The organism is Edaphobacter paludis (genome assembly GCF_039993895.1).
Lineage (GTDB): Bacteria > Acidobacteriota > Terriglobia > Terriglobales > Acidobacteriaceae > Edaphobacter > Edaphobacter paludis.
Genome location: NZ_CP121194.1, coordinates 2,946,821 through 2,962,480 on the forward strand (window position 1 = coordinate 2,946,821; position 15,660 = coordinate 2,962,480).

10 protein-coding genes are annotated in these 15,660 nt (G+C 58.2%); 3 read left to right on the forward strand and 7 right to left on the reverse strand.

The features are described from left to right. The 5 genes from dgt to P4G45_RS12270 all read right to left on the reverse strand — a co-directional run bounded on the left by dgt (nt 1) and on the right by P4G45_RS12270 (nt 8,533). A complete protein-coding gene (dgt, locus tag P4G45_RS12250; protein WP_348266762.1) occupies nt 1-1,143 on the reverse strand; it encodes a dGTP triphosphohydrolase in 1,143 nt (380 codons plus the stop codon). A gap of 97 nt (nt 1,144-1,240) precedes the next feature. Beyond that, nucleotides 1,241-3,325, reverse strand: a complete 2,085-nt coding sequence (locus P4G45_RS12255) for a tetratricopeptide repeat protein (RefSeq protein ID WP_348266763.1) — start codon at nt 3,323-3,325, stop codon at nt 1,241-1,243. 142 nt (nt 3,326-3,467) lie between these two features. Continuing rightward, nucleotides 3,468-5,081 carry a bifunctional phosphoribosylaminoimidazolecarboxamide formyltransferase/IMP cyclohydrolase gene (purH, locus tag P4G45_RS12260; RefSeq protein ID WP_348266764.1) on the reverse strand — a complete coding sequence of 538 codons (1,614 nt, stop codon included), beginning with the start codon at nt 5,079-5,081 and terminating at the stop codon, nt 3,468-3,470. A gap of 58 nt (nt 5,082-5,139) precedes the next feature. Beyond that, the gene (locus P4G45_RS12265) at nt 5,140-6,078 is read right to left on the reverse strand and encodes a dihydroorotate dehydrogenase (RefSeq protein ID WP_348266765.1); all 939 of its coding nucleotides are present in this window, start codon (nt 6,076-6,078) and stop codon (nt 5,140-5,142) included. Nucleotides 6,079-6,148: 70 nt separating this feature from the next. Next, nucleotides 6,149-8,533, reverse strand: a complete 2,385-nt coding sequence (locus tag P4G45_RS12270; protein WP_348266766.1) for a GH92 family glycosyl hydrolase — start codon at nt 8,531-8,533, stop codon at nt 6,149-6,151. A 275-nt stretch (nt 8,534-8,808) separates the two neighbouring features. On the opposite strand from P4G45_RS12270, the gene P4G45_RS12275 reads away from it, so the two are divergent. After that, entirely contained in the window at nt 8,809-10,998 is a 2,190-nt protein-coding gene (locus P4G45_RS12275; RefSeq protein WP_348266767.1) for a glycoside hydrolase family 3 C-terminal domain-containing protein, read from the forward strand. 67 nt (nt 10,999-11,065) lie between these two features. Here P4G45_RS12275 and P4G45_RS12280 read toward each other — a convergent pair whose 3' ends face one another. Together P4G45_RS12280 and P4G45_RS12285 are read right to left on the reverse strand one after the other, a co-directional pair. Beyond that, on the reverse strand, nt 11,066-12,640 hold the full coding sequence (locus P4G45_RS12280) for a glycosyltransferase family 39 protein (RefSeq protein ID WP_348266768.1): 1,575 nt from the start codon (nt 12,638-12,640) through the stop codon (nt 11,066-11,068). 594 nt (nt 12,641-13,234) lie between these two features. After that, complete coding sequence (locus tag P4G45_RS12285; protein ID WP_348266769.1) at nt 13,235-14,464, reverse strand: YncE family protein; 1,230 nt, start codon at nt 14,462-14,464, stop codon at nt 13,235-13,237. A 96-nt stretch (nt 14,465-14,560) separates the two neighbouring features. Between P4G45_RS12285 and P4G45_RS12290 the strand changes: the two genes are divergently transcribed. Beyond that, nucleotides 14,561-15,037, forward strand: a complete 477-nt coding sequence (locus P4G45_RS12290) for a hypothetical protein (protein ID WP_348266770.1) — start codon at nt 14,561-14,563, stop codon at nt 15,035-15,037. Between the two features lie 47 nt (nt 15,038-15,084). Next, a complete protein-coding gene (locus P4G45_RS12295; RefSeq protein WP_348266771.1) occupies nt 15,085-15,606 on the forward strand; it encodes a hypothetical protein in 522 nt (173 codons plus the stop codon). Nucleotides 15,607-15,660 lie beyond the last annotated feature (54 nt).

Consider the following 15,660-nt stretch of genomic DNA (forward strand, 5'->3'; position numbering starts at 1 on the left):
TTATCGCCGAATCGCCCGCTTGATCTGCGCGTATTGCAAAAGGATAAAGCTGTCGGTCATCCCGGCGATATAGTCCGCGACCACCCGTGCGAGTCCTTCTTCTTCGATGTCTTCAAAGTGCCCTTGCGGCAGCTCTTCCGGATCGTTGATCCAATAGTTGAAGAGCGCAGTCACAACCTCTTCTGCCTTGTCGTGCTCATTTTCTAAAACCTCGCAGGTATAGAGCGTCTCGTACAGATAGCGTTTCTCCTGCAATCGCTCAGCCTCTACCCGAGGCGAAAAGACCGCGAGCCGTGTCGGGCATCGGCGTATATCTTCCAGACTATCAGCCCCGATGGCCTCTGCATTGCGCCGTGTGGTCGCGATTAAATCATCCGTAAGTACGTTCTGCATCAGTTGCAGCGCTTCGTTAAAAAGATACTTCTCTTCGACTCCGGCGTGCTGCTTCTCAACCATTCGATAGCACCTTGCAAGGATGTCGACATGCTCGCGGATATGACCGATCGCCAACAAGCCGGATTCGACGCCATCATCGAGATCCGCCGTCAGGTAAGCAATCTCATCGGCGAGATCGATCAACTGGGCCTCCAGCGGAGGCCGCTGATCCAGCATGTACTCCGCAAGCTCTGGATAATCGAGGACACTGTAATCCCGCGAATGCTTGATGATTCCTTCGCGGACACCAAGCGTAAGGTTCAGTCCACGATGCGCCGCGTATCGCTGCTCAAAGTGTTCAACGATACGCAGCGCATGCAGATTATGGTCGAACCGCCGCCCATGCTCTCGCAGACACTGATCGAGTGCCCGCTCCCCCGCATGGCCAAATGGCGGATGCCCGATATCGTGGACGAGTGCCAGCGTCTCTGCCAGATCTTCATTCAATCCAAGCGTGGACGCCGCAGCCCGGGCAATCTGCGCGACCTCCATCGTGTGCGTCAGCCGACTGCGAAAATGGTCGGAGGCCCGACTGGTAAACACCTGTGTCTTCCCCGCGAGACGACGAAAAGCTCGCGCCTGCACGATGCGTTCACGATCCCGTTGAAAAGGCGTACACGAAGGCCTGAATGGCGCAGGATAGGCACGCGCCATCAGAGGATCGTCCGGCCCACCAATGACCGCACAACGAGAAAGTTCGGTCGACATAGTCAGTTCGAGTGTAACGGAAGAAGAAGCCGCAGCGAAGATCGCTCCTCTCTTCCATTCCGTAAAGAAAGAAGAGAGAGCGATGTCTTCGGCGTCTCTATTTTGCTGGTGCCGGCGACACCTTCGCCAGCTTCACCCGCGCATTTTCGAGCTTATGCTGTACCTTGGCGACATCCGCCGGATCGGCATCCGCAGGCAGGGAGTGCGCATACTCCGTCATCGAGCGCTCCCACTGCGTGACCGCCAGCTTCAGCTTGCCCGTCTTCTCATAGACCTCGCCCAGATGGTCGTGAACGGTCGGATCGGTGCTCATGCGTTCCATTGCTTTACGCAGATTCTGCTCCGCCAGGTCGTATTGTCCGGACTTGAAGTAAACCCATCCCAGCGAATCGAGATAAGCACCGTTCTGCGGGTCGAGATCGACCGCTTTGCGAATCAACGTCAACGCCTCAGGCAGCTTCACTCCGCGGTCGGCAAGCATGTAGCCGAGGTAATTCAGTATCGTCGGGTTCTGCGGGTCGATAGCAAGCGCCTTGTGGAACTCCGCCTCCGCTTCATCGTAGTGCTTCTGCCGGTCTGCAAGCACTCCGCGAAGGAAATACACGTAGAGCTTCTCATCTGGCTTTGTCGACAAAGCCGCAGCACTATCCAACGCCGCAGCAGCATCCGGCCACTGCTTCAGTCGGGTGTAGATCTGTGTCAGCGCAAGATAAGTATCGCGATCCTCCGGCGTAGTCCGCGTCGCCGAAAGCTGCGCCTTCGCCAGCGCGATCCCCTGCTCGGCCTCGCCCGTATCGGCAAGCTGCCCTGCGTACATCAGCTGCACTGCCTGGTCCTTCGGCTGCGCTTTGGCAGCGGCGGCTGCTGAGGCAGTAGCGTCCTTCCACTGGTGAGCATCGCGGTATGCATCTACCTGTCCCTGATACCCGCCCTTGGCGTATTCTCCCCCAAGATCCACCATCTGCTTGTACGCAGCCACAGCCTCGGTTGTCTTATTCTCTTCGCGATAGATGATGCCCAACCGGTCAAGAAAAACCGCTCGGTTCGCCTTATCTCCGTCGCTGTACTTTCCATCCGCATGAGCGGTGTCCGCCACCAGCTTGGTCAGGACCGCCGTTGCCTCGTCATACCGGCCCAGTGAATCATAGAGCAACGCCTCGTTATAGCTAAGTTCCAGCGAATTCTCCGCAAGAGGTTTGGCTTTCTCCAGAGTAGCCAGCGCCTGGTCGTAATGTCCCTGCCTGCGCTCAATCTCCGAGATATGGATCTGCGACTGCGCATCCTGCGGTTCGGCCGCAACAATCTCATTGAAAATCTTCAGCGACTCGTCCAGCTTCCCATCCGCAAGCAAAGCATTTGCCAGACCGCGCTCCGTATCCAGGTTGCCAGGCTCGAGGTCCAGTGCTCGCTGATAAGCCGCTGCAGCTTCCTGCGGCTTCTTGAGCTGGTCATACGTAGCGCCAAGGGCGTACTCAATCCGCGCGCTTCGGTCATCCATCGGAATCCCGTTCAGTACATCCGCGGCGCGCTTCGCATCCCCCTCCTCGCCATAGAGCCGCGCCATATTCAGCGCTACCTCTTCCGAGTTCGCATCGACCTTCTGTGCTTCCTTGAACTGTGCCTCCGCCTTGGCCGAATCGTGGTTCAAGCCATAAAGCTGGCCAAGAAGAAGGTGCGTCTCCACATCTTTGGGCTTAAGTTCAGCCAGCTTCTCATATTCAGTAATCGCAAGCTTCAATACCTGTCCCGATTGAGGCGTCTGCGTGTCCCCCAGCGACCGCAGGTAGACCTTGCCCAGCAACTCATGGGCCCCAATATCGTTCGGGTCTTTGGCTATCCGGTCCTGCGCAGTACTTACCGCCTCGCGAATCCGCCCAATTTTGAAGTAGAGACTGGCCAACCCATCCTGCAGCAGTTGAGAGTTCGGGTCGGCATTCAATGCCAGCTTGTACTCCTCCACCGCCTGCGTCGCATAATCCGACCGGCCAGCGCTTACGGCCATGTCTTCATAAAGATGCGCCAGTCCGTAGTGGTAGTAAGCCGAAGCCCGGTCAGGCGTCGAAGGAGCAGCCTTCGTGGCAGCGGGCGTCTCGGCAAACATCGAATGCGCCGCAAACAATAACACAGCCGCCGGCAACAAGCGGTACGGGCGAAGAGACGAGGCACGCAAAAACAAGGTCATGTGATCTAACTTTCTTGGCTTGCAAACTCTGGACCGAATCATTGCGAGACGAAAGACAGAGGTTAGACGGCTCCGCCTGACGATTGGATGCAGCGCCAGACCGCCGTTTGCGAGGCTGGCGCTGATTATATCCGTCAGTGCCTCATCCGTGCCGGAAGTGCCGGACCCCGGTAAAGGCCATCGCCACCCCCAGCCGGTTTGCGGCTTCGATGACTTCGGCATCCCGGACCGACCCGCCCGGCTGAATCACCGCCGTAGCTCCTGCCTTGGCAACCGTCTCCAAACCATCGGCAAACGGGAAAAAGGCATCCGAAGCCGCGACCGTTCCAGCCAGAGGAAGCACGGCCTTCATCGCTCCAAACCGCGCCGCATCGACCCGGCTCATCTGTCCGGCGCCAATCCCGACCGTCTGTCCGTGGCCATCGGCAAAACGCGCATACACTATCGCGTTCGATTTCACATACTTACAGATACTCCACGCAAACAGCAGCGCCCGCAACTCTTCTGCCGTGGGCTTCCGCTCAGTCACCATCTTCAACTCAGCTTCCGTGACCCGCAGACGGTCAGCATCCTGCACCAGCAGTCCGCCCGAAACCTGCTTCAGCATCCGAGGCGTATCCGCGGGAGTAATCTGCACCAGGCGCAGGTTCTTCTTGACCGCAAAGCGTTCCAGAGCCTCAGGCGTAAATGACGGAGCAACAATCGCCTCGACAAATAGCTTGGCAATCTCCTCCGCGGCCTCGGCATCCACCTCGCGATTGATCCCGATCACGCCGCCGAACGCCGAAACCGGATCAGCCTCGAGAGCCCGCTTGTAAGCCTCCAACACTGTAGACCCGGTCGAAGCCCCACAAGGATTGGTGTGCTTGATGATCGCCACTGCTGTCTCGTCGAATTCGCTTACCAACTCCCAGCAGGCATCCAGATCGACGATGTTGTTGTAGCTAAGCTCCTTACCCTGCAACTGCTTCGCCCCCGCGACGCCCTTGCCGCTGCCATCGACATAGAGCGCAGCCTTCTGGTGCGGGTTCTCGCCATAACGAAGCGTCTTCTCCAGCGGCTCAATAATCCGAATTACCTGCGGCAATTCTGTCGAAAACACCGCCGCCCCACCCGGTTCCTCGATGCTCTCGAGCGCCGTAGCAATCCCCGCATCATAAGCAGCCGTAACCGCAAAGGCCTGCTTCGCCAACCGCCAGCGAGTGGCCCGGCTCAAGCTCCCCCCATTCGCCTTCAACTCCTCCGTCAGCGAGCCGTAATCACCCGCCGAGGTCACAATAGCGACATCGCCAAAGTTTTTCGCCGCCGAGCGCACCATCGAAGGTCCGCCAATATCGATATTCTCAATCACATCGGCAAACGCCACACCCGGCTTCTGCGAAGTCTTCTCGAAGGCATACAGATTCACCACCACCATATCGATCGGCTCAATCGCATGTTCCTTCACCGAAGCCTGATGCTCCGCATTGTCGCGGATATGCAGAATGCCGCCATGCACCTTCGGGTGCAGGGTCTTCACGCGGCCATCCAGCATCTCCGGAAAGCCGGTCAGGTCGCTGATATCCCGCACTGGCAACCCAGCCTCACGCAGGGCGCGAGCAGTCCCTCCCGTCGAGACAAGGTCTACGTTGAACGAGGCGAGCGCACGGGCAAAATCGACAAGGCCGGTCTTGTCCGTCACGGACAAAAGAGCACGGCGAATGGGCCGAAGATCGGCAGGAGCGGCTGAGTTGGAAGCGGAAGAATGTTCAATCATCACACTTCTATTATGCTTGACCCGCCGCCATAAGTTACAGAAGAGCAACCCCGATAAATTACAGCAGCGCCGCCCCAGTCAACGATGCCACCTGCGCCATACCATGCCCCGCGCACCAGCGTTTCAGCCCATTGGCAATGTTTTCTACCGCTCTCGGATCGGCATAGCTTGCGGTGCCGACCTGCACCGCCGTCGCCCCGGCCAGCATAAACTCCACCGCATCTTCCGCCCGCACAATGCCGCCCATTCCCACTACCGGGATCTTCACCGCCCGCGAAACCTCATTCACCATCCTCACTGCAATCGGCTTGATCGCCGGCCCCGAAAGGCCGCCCGTGACGTTGGCGATTCTTGGTTTCCGCGTCTCCACATCGATGGCCAGCGAGACAAACGTGTTCACCAGCGAGACGGCATCCGCTCCGGCATCCTCTGCCATTTTGGCCATCTGTCCAATGCTGGTCACATTTGGCGACAGCTTCACCATCAGTGGCCGTTTCGCCGCCGCCTTGCAACGCGCCGTCAGCTCATACAGGAGTGCAGGATCGGTGCCAAACACCATCCCCCCATGGCTCGTATTTGGGCAGCTCGCATTCAGCTCATACATCGCGATGCCCTCGGCGTCATTCAGGGCCCCGATCACCTCGAGACAATCCTCAATCGTGAATCCGAAGACATTCGCGATCACCACGACGCCTGCGAGCTTCCGCAGCTTAGGCAGCTTCTCCGCGATAAACGGACGCACCCCCATATTCTGTAATCCAATCGCGTTGATCATCCCTGCCGCGGTCTCGATAATTCGCGGAGCGGTATTGCCTGCCATCGGCTCCCGCGACAGACCCTTGGTCACAAACGCGCCAATGCGGTCGAGCGAAACGATCTCCTCGAACTCAATGCCATATCCGAACGTCCCGCTCGCCGCAATCACTGGCGAACGCAACTCTACCCCCGCAAAGCTCACCCGCATATCCGGCCCTTTACTGTGTGCTGCGGTACTCATGATCTGTATCCTTCCTGGCTGGTTCATATCTCGCTTTAGGTTTTTGGAAATGGACGCAACAGATAGCTATTTACTCGGCTCCGAAAGATGGTGGCTCGTCGCCGCGGTTCACGCCCCAGCTCTTATCCGGTGTATCACCCAGATCGAATTCAAGCGTTCCCCCTTTGAGCGCGAAGCTCTCCGGCAGCCAGGTCTTTGAACTGGCTTTTCCATTTACCAGAATGCCACGGATATAAAACCTGTCAGCCGCAGCGGACTTGGACAGTATCCGAATATCTCCTTCGGTTCGATGAATGATCGCTGTTGAGAAGACAGGGCTCCCGAGCACAAGCTCAGCCCTGCCCGGTATCTCGGGATAAATCCCCATCGAAGCAAATACGGCCCAGGACGACATCTCTCCGAGATCGTCGTTACCGGGAATGCCGTTCGGCGCATTCTTCCATATCGTGTTGAGCACCTGTCGCACCAGTTGCTGCGTCTTCCAGGGCTGTCCGGCGAAGTCATAGAGCCATGGCGTCTCAATCGACGGCTCATTATCCAGCTCCGCATGAAGCGGGCCGCACTTGGTCACCGCCGGCGCTCCCTTGTCGTCATAGAAAAACCGATCGAGCCGCGCGACGGCCTTGTCGCGGCCACCCATCTGTTCGAACAGCCCGGCAACGTTGAACGGCACCATCCACACATACTGCGCAGCGCTGCCCTCTACAAATCCAGCGCCGGTCGCTGGTGTAAAGGCATGCGGCTTCTGGTCGTTGTCATCGTCATCGTCCTGCTGCACGGCAGGCCAGCTTCCATCCGCATTGCGGTTCATAAAGTAACCGCCGTCCGGAGCGGCATTCGGGTTCCAGATATTCTTCCAATACTGCGCCCTCACCGCGAACCGCTGGCGCACGCTTTCATCGCCAAGATGTCCTGCCAGCGCCGAGATACCAAACTCCGCCGATACATCCTCCAGCGTGTCAGCCGCCGGTCCCCACGCCGGAGCGCCAACAGGGATGTAGTGCAGCTTCAACCACTGATCGAGTCCAGGCCGCTGGCCCACGCACTCCACCGGGCATCCGTCGTGGCTTAAATCTTCCTTGGTCGGAACGTCGGCCGCCCGCACCAAAGAAGCCAACGCAGCCTTCGCATCAAACCGTCGTCCGCCAAACGCCCATATATCCGCCACCGCTGCCGCTGCCGGGTCGCCGTTCATCACATGCGTCGCCCCGCCCAAGTGGGTCCAGCGATCCCATCGTCCGCCATCCTGCACCGACTGGTTGTACAGGCTCTGCGCAATATCGCTCCCTTGCTTCGCATCCAGCCAGGTCAGCAATTGAAACTGTGATCGATACACATCCCATCCCGAAAAGTTGGCATACTGCACGGTCTGCGGCGCAGCCACTCGGTTGACCTTGCCATCCATGCCCGTATACTCGCCGTTCACGTCGCTGTAAGTGGTTGGCGTCATCAGGGCGTGGTAGAGAGCGGTCGTGAATACGGTTTTTTGCTCCTCCGTACCGCCTTCAATCTCGATCTGATTCAGTCGTTTATTCCAAGCTGCTCGTGCCCGCGCGGCCACCTGTTCGTAGGTTGCGCCGCCGCGGCTCTCCGCATCGAGATTCGCCTTCGCATTCGCCTCGCTTACATAGGAGATCCCAATCCGCACTCGCACCACGCCGCCCGTGCCAAAGCCCAACCACACGCCAGAGCCGTGACCGGCCTCCGGGAATCCCTTCGTCCCAAATCCCGTGCCACCTTCTGCTGTCGTTTCTCCCAAGCTCACTTTGTCATCTTTCCATGCACCCGTCTCCGTCACCGGCCGATCGAACCGCGCCACGAAATGGAGCGTGTAGTAGGAGCGACGATCTTCCGTACCGATGTATCCGCAGAAGTTGCCACTGGTCACCGATCCTGTAACAGTTTCAGTCGCAGTGTCGATGCTGGTCTGCGCCGCAGTAGACCCTACCTCCGAATCAGAAGTTCGCACCAGCACTCGTGCCGGCTTGCCATCGGGAAACCGGAAGGCCGCAACGCCCATCCGCGTCGCTGCGGCAAGGTCGACTTCCACGCCATTGCCCAGTTTCACCCGATAGGAACCCGGCTCTGCCTTTTCATCCGCATGGCTGAATGCCGCAGAATAAGCGTGGCGAAAATCCAGAGACGGCGACTTCTCGACTGCATCCGTAATCGGCATCAACGGTACATCGCCTGAGCCACCCGCGCATCCCCAACCCTCCACATTAGTCAGGCTGAAGCCTCGTATCCTGTCAGCGCGATACTCATAGCCGCCGGGCGCGGCGATCATGCGCTTCAAGTTGACCGGCGTCGCCTCGGGGCTGAACTGCACCATCCCAAACGGCATCGTCGCTCCAGGAAATACATTGCCGCCATTGGCGGTCCCGATCAGCGGATTCACATAAGAAGCTCGATCCGCGGGACCGGCCGCGGCCAGAGATGATGCCGTTGTTGCCATCAGGACAGCAGCAAAGAGTTTGGAAGACACAGATTTGAGGATCACGCACATGACAGTAGCGTAATGGATTGGGCACCTTATCGCCGTAGAACTGCAACTGCAGCGGCGATGTACCCTCAGGGCAACTTTAGAAAAAACTATAAAAATCAGCCATTCAATCGAATTAGCTCCCCGTCGAGTGGTAGCATGGGTTGCTCTCAAGAATGGGCGTGGCGGTCGCATCTAAATCTCGCGCCGCGCTCCGTTCGTAGTAGAAGCGGGAACTCAAAACCATCATGCAAAAGAAATCGCTCGGAATCTTCGTCAGCATCCTCGCCGTCACGCTTGTCCCAGCCTTCGCGCAGCAGCAGAAGCCTTACCCATTCCGCGACACTTCACTTCCTGCCGAAAAGCGCATCGACAACATTCTTTCGCTGATGACCACCGATGAAAAAATCGATTGCCTCAGCACCGATACCGCCGTCCCGCGCCTCGGCATCCCCAGCTTTGGCAGCTCTGAGGGCATCCACGGTGTTGTTCAGCGCGAGCGCATTGGCGGTCCATATGCCCAGGCGGCCATTCCCACCACGCAGTTCCCGCAGCCTCCCGGCATGGGTGAGACCTGGGACCCAGCGATCGTCCGGCAGGCGGCTGGAGTCGAAGGTCACGAGGCGCGCTTCATCTCGCAGACCGCAAAATATCATCACCCCATCCTCATGCTCTGGGGTCCGCAGGCCGACCTCGCCCGCGATCCACGCTGGGGTCGCAGCGAAGAGGTCTACGGCGAAGATCCTTTCTTCAATGGAACCATGGTCACCGCCTTTGTCCACGGCCTTCAGGGCGACGACCCCCATTACTGGCAGGCCGCCTCGCTGCTCAAGCACTTCCTCGCCAACAGCAACGAGAAGGACCGCACCAAAACCTCCTCCAACTTCGACGACCGGCTCTTCTGGGAGTACTACTCCGTCCCCTTCCGCATGGGCTTTCTCGACGGCGGAGCCAAAGCCGTCATGGCCTCCTACAACGCCTGGAACGGCACTCACATGGCCGTCAATCCGGTCCTCAAAAACATCGTCGTTAAACAATGGGGTGTAGACATCCTCTCCAGTGACGGCGGTGCAGTTAAAGCCCTCGTCAAAGACTCCAAGACCTATCCCAACCAGCAAGCCGCCGTCGTAGCCTGCCTCAAGGCCGGTATCAATCAGTTCCTCGACACCTACAAATACGAGACCCGTGCCGCGCTCAAAGATGGCTCCATCACCACCGCCGATCTCGACGAACTTCTGCGCCCCAAGTTCCGCATCACTCTCAAGCTTGGCCTGCTCGATCCGCCATCGATGGTTCCCTACTCAAACGTGAAGGACTCACCCGAGCCCTGGACCACTGAAGCGGACACGTCGGTCTCCCAAAAGATCGCGCTGGAATCGGTAGTTCTCCTCAAGAACGAAAGCGCCACTCTCCCGCTTAATAAGCAGACCCTCAAGTCCATTGCCGTCATCGGCCCGCTCGCTAACTCTGTTCACTGGGATTGGTATGGAGGCACGCCTCCCTACACCGTCACGCCACTCGAAGGCATCCAGAAGATCGTCGGCCCTCAGACCAAAGTCATCTACGCTGCCGACGAAACCAACAACGCCGCCGTCAATGCTGCACGCAAAGCTGAGGTTGCCGTAGTCGTCGTCGGCAACGACCCCACCTGCGGCCCCGACATGGCCCACGACTGGACCGGCAACGGCACGTTGCCCTGCACTGTCCCCAGCAACGGACGCGAAGGCCGCGACCGCGACAGCATCGACCTCGGTCAGCAGGAGCAACTCGTCAAGCAGGTCTACGAAGTCAACCCGCACACTATCGTTGTTCTTGTCTCCAGTTTCCCGTTCGCAATCAACTGGACCCAGGCCAACGTTCCCGCCATCCTCCACATGGCGCACTCCTCGCAGGACGAGGGCACAGCCATCGCGAAGGTCCTCTTCGGCGACTACAACCCCGGCGGCCATCTCGTCACCACCTGGCCTAAATCCGTAGACCAACTCCCCGCGATGATGGACTACAACATCCGCGATGGGCGCACCTACATGTACTTCAAAGGGGAGCCGCTCTATCCCTTCGGCTATGGTCTGAGCTACACCACCTTCAAATTCTCGAACCTCAAGCCCAGCGCCACACACGTCACAAAAGATGGCCACATTACCGTCTCGGTCGACGTCACCAACACGGGCACGCGTACCGGAGACGAGGTCGTCCAACTCTACGTGCAACATCTGAAATCAAAGGTCGAACGTCCCCGCGAGGAACTAAAGGGCTTCCAGCGCGTCACCCTGCAGCCCAACGAAACCAAGACCATCCAGATCCCGCTCGAAGCTGCAAATCTCGCTTACTGGAATGAGAAGCAATCAAAGTTCGACGTCGAATCCGAACCGGTCAAACTCATGGTCGGCGACTCCTCGGCCGACATCAAGCTCAACACTACGGTCCAAATTAACTAGATTCGCCGTGCCGTACAAATAAAGACGACGCCGCTCAATCTACGAAGCGACCCAGGCTGCTTTTTCGTCAGTGATAGTGCTTCTGGTTCTTCCAGTCCGACTGATAGGTTGTTTTTCTGCCGTAACAAAGAAGAATGCGTCTGCGCTCGTAAGGCATCGAGAGAGGATTGTCGACTTTACCTGCAACCTTGCAGGAGGTATAGACCTGCTGTGCCTCATCGACGCTTGCGCTGGAGATGAGAATCATCTCTTTGCCGGTATAGCCTCGCGGGCCCCACAGCCAATAGTTCTGGTGTCCGCTGATGCTCATCGGCAAATCGTATTGGCGTCCAAGAATATCGATGGCCCCTGCTTCTCCATAGTTCTGCGCATAAATGCCGGTCACAGCCTGCTCCTGCGGCGGCAGCGAGTGGTAGACGCGCGCTACCTCTTCAACAAGATCGCTCCACCCAAAGCGGTCCGCATAAAACTGCGGCAGCAGCGGCTCTTCTTCCTGCGTCTCCGAATTCGCAGAGCGATAGTGCAGCTTCTTGGCATAGGCAAGATATTGCATCGGCGGCAGCACGGGTATAGAAAACGGAAGAAATACGAAGAGACCAATCACTTCTACGGCAACAAAGACAAGCACCACCGCATTGCGCCACGCCTTCTGTGCGGCCCATACCATCCACGCCACCGCACCCGCGGCAAAGAAAACAGGATAAGCAGGCGCAAGATAATAGTCTTTGCCATGCAGCGTGAGCATCAGTCCAAAGAAGACCAGGAAGAAGAAGCCCAGAAACCGCACCGGTCGCGCCGCGCGTGCTAACAGCAGCCAAAGAACACCCGTGCCCCACAACAACACATTTTGCGGTGTAAGCATCATGATCTGCTGCAAAATAAATTGTAACGGCGGAAGTTTCGTATTCTTTCCCGAGACCTGAACATTGTGCAGGAACTCTATCGTCGGAAAATGATGTGTCGCCTGCCAGAGGAAGTTAGGCAGCGCAATCAGCAGCATGATCCCAAGCGCTGCCGCCATCCACCGGCTGGCCAAGATGCGCCGCTGCGGTGTAAGCAAAAGGGCCACCAGCATGGCGATCAGAAAGAAGGCAACGGAATCCTTGTTCTCAAACGAGAGTCCCGCACTTGCGCCAAAGACCAGCCACCAGTTACGAATTTCTTTCTCCGACCCCGCCTGCGTAATGCGAATCAGTGCAAGCACGCAAAGCATCCAAAACACCGGGTCGAAGGAGTTCATCGAAAGGAAGCCGTCGATGCCGAGATAGACTCCCGCACTGAGCACACCCAGCATGGCCAGCGCAGCCGCTCGCCGGCTACCGCCGAGCGCCCAAGCTAGCAGGCCGGTAAGAAATACTTTGGCTGCTCCGGCAAGCGCGGACAAAAGCCGTAGCGACCACATATGGTCGTGGCCGAAGAGCAGCTCCGTCAGCCGAGCCTGCAGCGCCACCAGCGGAGGCTGGTCGACATAGCCAAACGCAAGGCGCTGTCCGCAGACAAGGTAATACAATTCGTCACGAAAGATCCCGTAGCCCGCATGTTGCGCCAGAATATTACCGACAATCTGAATGGCAAGCTTTATCCCCGCGAATGCGAGGCAAAGCCAGAGAACAGAGCGCAGATCGGTGCGGGGTCGAGTCATATCCATAGGCATTCGATAAGTATCAGCATGGTATACGAGAGCCGCAATGCAAAGTTCAAACCTGAAGGAACCATCGTCAAAAGAGTTCTCTCCCGCAACCTCATAGCCCTGCCCCTTGAATCACTCTTTTTTTGTCCATCTCTCATCTCCGCCGATGAAAGCATTGTGCCGCAACGTACAACCTCAAACGGCAGCTTCAGGGAGACAAAGAGATGATCCGGCAGGCGATCAATTGCGATATGTGCGGAGCGGAAAAGCAGGAGGCCACTACACACTGGTTCGTGGCTTATGAGCAGGGTGGAGAGCTGAAGCTGCGCGGATGGGAGTCTCCGAAGCACTCCCGAAAGGACGTAAAGCACCTAATTGTAGCGAATTGGGTGGAACTGTTTTGCAATCGATATTTGGTTTGTTTTCTTTTAGTTATATGGTTTCCGAGCTTGACAGGTTTTTGCTTGGGTGTAAGGCCTCCGAGCAGTTTCCGGCGGGGATAGGTAGTCCAAACGCAGATTCCTCTGCTTCGCCTGCGGAATGACAACCAAAAAGAAAAACTCTTTTTCGAAATGTGCGTTCTGCCCCAACTCTCGGGATACTGCGTCAGGGTTTTAGTTTGAAGGCTTTGGTGACGATGGCGTTGGGCATGCTTCCGGCGGGGAGAATGGTGAAGAGGGTGGGGCCGGTCTTGTCCTGGGTGCGGATGACGGAGACGTCGCCGGAGTGGGCATCGGCGGCGAGGAGGAGATGCTCGTCGGCGGAGAAAGCAAGGGCGTCGGGCTCGGAGCCGGTGTGGACGCTGCTGGCAACGCGACCGTCGTCGATGCTGTAGAGGCTGAGGGAGTCGGCGCCGAAGTTGGAGACCCAGAGGGAGCTGTTGTCGCGGCTGACGATGCCGTGGGTGGGCTTGTTGCCGATGGCCTGGGTCCAGCCGACCTGGTTGTTCCAGGTGTCGATCTCGGAGATGCTGTCGGAGTCGAAGTTGGAGACGAAGATCTCGCCGCCGTCGGGCTTGAGGGCGAGGTTGACGGGGGTGTCGCCGACGTCGAGCAGGGTGAGCAGATGATCGGTGAGCAGGGACGGGTTCTGCTTTGCGTTCCAGGAGCCGGGGGCGGCGGCGAGGCTGACGGCCATGACCTGATGGCCTCCGGAGCAGGCGACGAAGGCCTTGGAGGAGTCGGGTAGGATGACAGCGTCGGTGGCTCCGGGACAACCGTTGAATGTGGAGCGGAAGTGGAGGATGTGGGTGCGGTCGGCGGGAGATTTCTCATAAGGCGCGACATCGTAAATAGATACGCTGCCGCTGCCGCGGTTGGTGACGAGGAGGGTGCGGTTGTCGGGCGAGATGCGGGCGAGGCCGGGCTGCTCGCCGGTGCCGGCGAGGGCGATCTCGCGGCGCTGGTCGAGGTCGATGACGCTGACGGTGTTGGAGCCGGAGTTGGCGACGTAGGCGCGGTGGCCGGTGTCGTCGACGCTGATGAAGTATGGCTGACGATGGACGGGGATAGTGGCTACGACGAGGTTGGTTTCGGCGTCGATGACGGAGACGCTGTCGGACTTGGTGTTGACGACGTAGACCTCGTTGCGGACGGGGTTGACGGCGAGGCCGGTGGGGCCGTCGCCGACGCGGAGGGTGCGGTCCTGGCGGAGATAGACGAGGTCGAGCACGGTGACGGTGTTGGAGCCGCCGTTGCTGACGTAAGCGAACTCGTGGTATCCGGCAGGGACGTCGGGGAAGCCGTTGCGGCGGCAGCCGGAGCAGGCGGCGAGGAGCGCGATGGCGGCTACGGCGAGACAACGGGATGAGAGTTGGAAACGGCGGGGGGTTGGCACTGTTGCGAGTCTATCGGGGGAGGATTGGCGGAGGCAAGGGTGAGCGGCAGTTTCTCCGTTGGGGCTGGAAGGACGGGCGTGTGATTGGAGGGGAAAATGCAGAAGACTTTCACGGCACAGAAAAATCTGACTTTTATCGCGCTGTGTCTCGTTCACTATGCTGCACTGCGTGATATGATGCGCTGCGTTACAGAGGAGGCGGATATGAATCCGACTCGAAAATTATGCGTCCTGATGTTGCTCTGTGCTTCAAGTGGGCTTGTGGCGCAATCGTCTGATGCGTCGAAGCCTGCCGCCAATGCGGTTGAAAAGAAAGCGGATCGAAAGGCGTCGCAGGACGAAGTTCCTCGGCGATCCAAATTATCCGAACACGACAAATCAACCATGCTGTACGACAAAGCGCCCGCGGCTGCTGCGCCGGCAGCTGCTGCTCCGGCACCTGCTGCTCCGGCCACTGCAGCGGCATCTCCAAGGCCGTATACGGCGCAATCCAGCGGAGATGACGGAGCTGAGAATACAACTCCCGTTCCTGTGGGAACTACGCCGCCGACACCCAAACAGGATACAAAGTGAGACGGCTGCAACGTCGCGAGGGTCGTTCTCCAGGGCATGCCGGTAGTGTGCAGCAAAGGTCCCCGGAACGCATCGACAAGGTAAAGATATGGATGGAGATCATTCAGGCGGTCGCGACGGTATTGGCGATCGCAGGGGGGCTAATCTGGTTTGTCCTGCAGCGCTCGACGAAGCCGGAGGTGAAGATTGAGCAAACGGTGACGCACCGTTCTGTTGCGGGACATCCAGACCAATCGCTCATCAGCGTGGACGTGCGCGCTACCAATGTGGGAAAGGTAAAAGTTGACCTTGAGCCTGGAGTGCTGGAGATATTGCAGATTAATCCCATCCTGGAGAAGGACAAGCAAACGGCGTGGCCGAAATTTCAATTGAAGAGACTGACTCTCGAGCCAGGTGAAAGCGATCAAGCCTTATTCCGGGACTTCATTGTGCCTGCCACTGTTCAAACGATCCAGATTCATTCGCGCTACACGGTTCCCGGCGAGCCGGGCCTGTACTGGAATTTACTGAGCTTTGCAGATATCGGGGTTGAGCCAAGCCGGAACGAGACTGCCTCTTCGGTGCATTGATTTTCGGTTATGGCCGAAGTTGTATCTAGCCTGGCCCTCCGATGGGAGACTAGG

What these genes read in the sequence shown, in the direction of transcription:
- P4G45_RS12270 (WP_348266766.1), bottom strand. Translation starts at nt 8,533, where the DNA reads ATGGCAACAACGGCATCATCTCTGGCCGCGGCCGGTCCCGCGGATCGA.
- P4G45_RS12255 (WP_348266763.1), bottom strand. Translation starts at nt 3,325, where the DNA reads ATGACCTTGTTTTTGCGTGCCTCGTCTCTTCGCCCGTACCGCTTGTTG.
- dgt (WP_348266762.1), bottom strand. Translation starts at nt 1,143, where the DNA reads ATGTCGACCGAACTTTCTCGTTGTGCGGTCATTGGTGGGCCGGACGAT.
- P4G45_RS12290 (WP_348266770.1), top strand. Translation starts at nt 14,561, where the DNA reads ATGCAGAAGACTTTCACGGCACAGAAAAATCTGACTTTTATCGCGCTG.
- P4G45_RS12265 (WP_348266765.1), bottom strand. Translation starts at nt 6,078, where the DNA reads ATGAGTACCGCAGCACACAGTAAAGGGCCGGATATGCGGGTGAGCTTT.
- P4G45_RS12280 (WP_348266768.1), bottom strand. Translation starts at nt 12,640, where the DNA reads ATGACTCGACCCCGCACCGATCTGCGCTCTGTTCTCTGGCTTTGCCTC.
- P4G45_RS12275 (WP_348266767.1), top strand. Translation starts at nt 8,809, where the DNA reads ATGCAAAAGAAATCGCTCGGAATCTTCGTCAGCATCCTCGCCGTCACG.
- purH (WP_348266764.1), bottom strand. Translation starts at nt 5,081, where the DNA reads ATGATTGAACATTCTTCCGCTTCCAACTCAGCCGCTCCTGCCGATCTT.